Source organism: Nostoc cf. edaphicum LEGE 07299 (assembly GCF_015207245.1).
GTDB lineage: Bacteria > Cyanobacteriota > Cyanobacteriia > Cyanobacteriales > Nostocaceae > Nostoc > Nostoc edaphicum_B.
The window spans coordinates 1-2,953 of the sequence record NZ_JADEXF010000850.1; the positions used below are offsets into that span (position 1 = coordinate 1).

The 2,953-nt window shown below is 39.1% G+C and carries 3 protein-coding genes and 1 pseudogene; 2 read left to right on the plus strand and 2 right to left on the minus strand.

Going from position 1 to position 2,953, the window contains the following annotated elements; genetic code table 11:
* Window positions 1-1,474: serine/threonine protein kinase (locus tag IQ229_RS21620; RefSeq protein WP_194047255.1), on the plus strand; the 1,474-nt coding region annotated here is incomplete at its 5' end.
* A gap of 251 nt (window positions 1,475-1,725) precedes the next feature.
* Window positions 1,726-2,040 carry a YkvA family protein gene (locus IQ229_RS21625; protein WP_194047257.1) on the plus strand — a complete coding sequence of 105 codons (315 nt, stop codon included), beginning with the start codon at window positions 1,726-1,728 and terminating at the stop codon, window positions 2,038-2,040.
* A gap of 115 nt (window positions 2,041-2,155) precedes the next feature.
* Here the strand turns inward: IQ229_RS21625 and IQ229_RS21630 are convergent, their stop codons facing one another.
* Window positions 2,156-2,533, minus strand: a complete 378-nt coding sequence (locus tag IQ229_RS21630) for a GxxExxY protein (RefSeq protein ID WP_194047259.1) — start codon at window positions 2,531-2,533, stop codon at window positions 2,156-2,158.
* Window positions 2,534-2,574: 41 nt separating this feature from the next.
* Window positions 2,575-2,953 (minus strand): annotated as a pseudogene (locus tag IQ229_RS21635) (glycoside hydrolase family 15 protein); the annotation flags it as partial.

Here is a 2,953-nt window from a genome sequence, read left to right on the forward strand (position 1 = left end):
GAGACAGGTGTTGGGACAATTTAAGCATCCCGGAATTCCCAAAGAAGATAGTTACTTCCAGTATCAAAACCGAAATGGTTTAGTGTTGCATTGCATTGCAATGGAAAAAATTGATGGCTACAACTTAGAAAAGTGGCTACAGCAGCAAAATAGCCCCATATTTCAAGAACAAGCCATAGACTGGTTAAGACAGTTGATAGACATTTTAGATGTAGTGCATGGCAAACAGTACCTACATCGAGATATTAAGCCATCTAATATCATGATTAGATCCCCCCTTGAGGAGGGTTGGGGGAATTTAGTACTGATTGATTTTGGCACCGCCAGTAAAATTAATAAAACCTACCAAGACCAATTAAGCAACGGCGACAAAATGACAGCACTTATGTCATCTGGCTACAGCGCCCCAGAACAAATGAATGGTCAAGCAGTACCGCAGTCAGATTTCTTTGCCTTGGGACGCACTTTTGTATTTTTGCTGACAGGATACCATCCTTTGGAGATGTATGATGTCCAGCAAAATTTGTTGCACTGGCAAAATCATGCTACTCATATTTCACCCTTACTATTGAATTTAATTGATTGGCTAACAGCATCAGATATAAAAAAACGTCCTGCCAATACTCAAGAAATTTTGCATTCTCTAGAAGAAATCGAAACTCAATTAACAGACACGACTTCGACAAATAGTAATATCCTAGAAGCTTCTAACCTTGAACATTTACCTGTAGACATTAATAAGAACTCATTTCCTGCAAATAAGCAGCCAGAAAAAGTGCCGATATTGGCATTTTTTGCAGTTCTATTAGTAGTATTGGGATCACTTAGTATAGTGGCTTTAGCAATGCGAAAATCAGATTTTTCTAAAACATCCTATTACAGACAATATCCAGAGAAAAAAGGTAATATCGATTACTTTTCTTATCAAGAAGGTAGGGATAGTCAGGGAAGGATTGCTGAGTTTAATATAGCAGTTTTATCACTAAAATATAAATGGCTTTTAGGTAGCAACTTTCAAATTAAATACAATGATGAAATTATTAGTATTGACCTTTTGAAGTTGAACTTAGAACAAGAAGGTATAGAGAAGATAATGGAAGCTCCCAATGAGATTATCTCTGTTGGCACAGCTTCTTGTAAAGGTGATAGATCAGTTCAAGAACGTGTAGCTTTAGAACGTTCTAAACAAACACAAATTTTGGTTAAAAAATTATTTATTAATACATCAAGTGTCAAAAGTTATCGCTTATTGAATTTGGGTCAATTTCAACGGAGTGATTGCCGGGCAAATCAGGATTTAACAACATATCAGACAAGTGTTATAATTATTGGTGTTAAGAGAGAATCATCAGGTGTGATTCTTGACGAGGCATTACGGAATAGATTAGAAAAGAAGCCTTTTGCTGATTTTAAATTAGAAGATTATTCTTTGGGATCTGCACAGAAGTTTAAGACTATACCAAGCAATTTATAAAATCTCTAGCAAAATAAAAAATCCGTCTATAGGCATATCTTTTATGGCTAGAACAGCAGGTATCAGCACCAAGCGATTAATCAGCCCTATAAACAAACAACTGTTGCCTGTTTGAGATGAACCCGCTACCTACTTATTTGTCTTTGTTGACAAATTACTAGTAGCGTCTTCCAGACTAACTAGGACGGTTATTCGCACCGTGAGTTTTTAGGATGATTTGTCAAAATTAAAGATAACTGGAGGTTCAAAATATGAAATTTTCAATCCAATCACTTTACACTTGGTACCGCGATGTGCTTCGTAACCCCAAGTACCGTTGGTGGGTAATTTTAGGAACGTTGGTTTATTTGGTTAGCCCATTTGATGTTCTCCCGGATTTTATACCGGTTGTGGGACAAATTGATGATGTTTTCCTTTTGACTTTGCTAGTTTCTGAGGTGTCTGGGCTAGTCATTGAGGGCTGGAAAGCTCGTAAGGGTGAGGTGGGTGCTGAAGTACCTAATACTACTGAGGGTTCTACCTCTAGTGGAAGCACCATTGATGTTGATGCTGTTTCTGTTAAGTAGTTTTAATAAAACCCCTGCTTTTGGAATTTGAGGTGGGGGATATTTTTTTTAACGCAAAGGGGCGCGGAGGGAAGCGCAGAGGTTCGCAGAGGATGAGAGAGAGTGAGAGGGGGAGTTAGAGGTTGTTGGCTACGCGTTTAATACCTTCTTTGAGGTGGAGGACGTTAAAGTTGAGGAGAAGACCTAGCTTGCAGTTTGCGAGTTTGAGATAGGTTAGGAGTTGAACGGAGTGAATTGGGTGGAAGGACTCTACAGATTTAATCTCTACAATTACTTGGTTTTCGACGATCAAATCTAATCGATAAACACATTCCAATTGCACATCTTGATAAACTAAGGGCAATGGAATTTGCTTACCAACATTCAATCCAGCTTTCTTCAACTCATAATCCAAGCACTCCTCATAAGCCGACTCCAACAAACCAGGCCCCAAAGCAGTATGCACCCTCATCGCACAACCAATAATCACCCCACTCAACTCATTCTCTCTCATCCTCTGCGTTCCTCTGCGCTTCCCTTTGCGTCCCTCTGCGTTTAAAAATCCTTCACAAATTCCGTCAAGAATCTAAACGCCTTCAAAATATAACTGGCGCAATCTCTAGGAGAAGTGTTGTAAAACGATCGCCACGCACTCGCCTTATCCTCATCATAGCGATCGCTGCGATGATTATGATTCTCTAACCATGCCAATCGCACCGCATGGCCGATTAACACATCCAACACGATATATTCTTCAATTTGCAGCTTGGGATTATTGGCAGCGATCGCTCCTAATTCAATTAATGCTTCAATATTAACTTGGCGATATTCTGGAGCTTCAATTTTATTTAGCAAATGCTCAACCAAGAGAGCAAAATTTCTTTCCCCAGCTGTCATTTCCGACAGCATTATCTCACTATCTAAACGATTGCGC

Coding starts and splice junctions, on each gene's coding strand:
- IQ229_RS21625 (WP_194047257.1), top strand. CDS start 1,726: ATGAAATTTTCAATCCAATCACTTTACACTTGGTACCGCGATGTGCTT.
- IQ229_RS21630 (WP_194047259.1), bottom strand. CDS start 2,533: ATGAGAGAGAATGAGTTGAGTGGGGTGATTATTGGTTGTGCGATGAGG.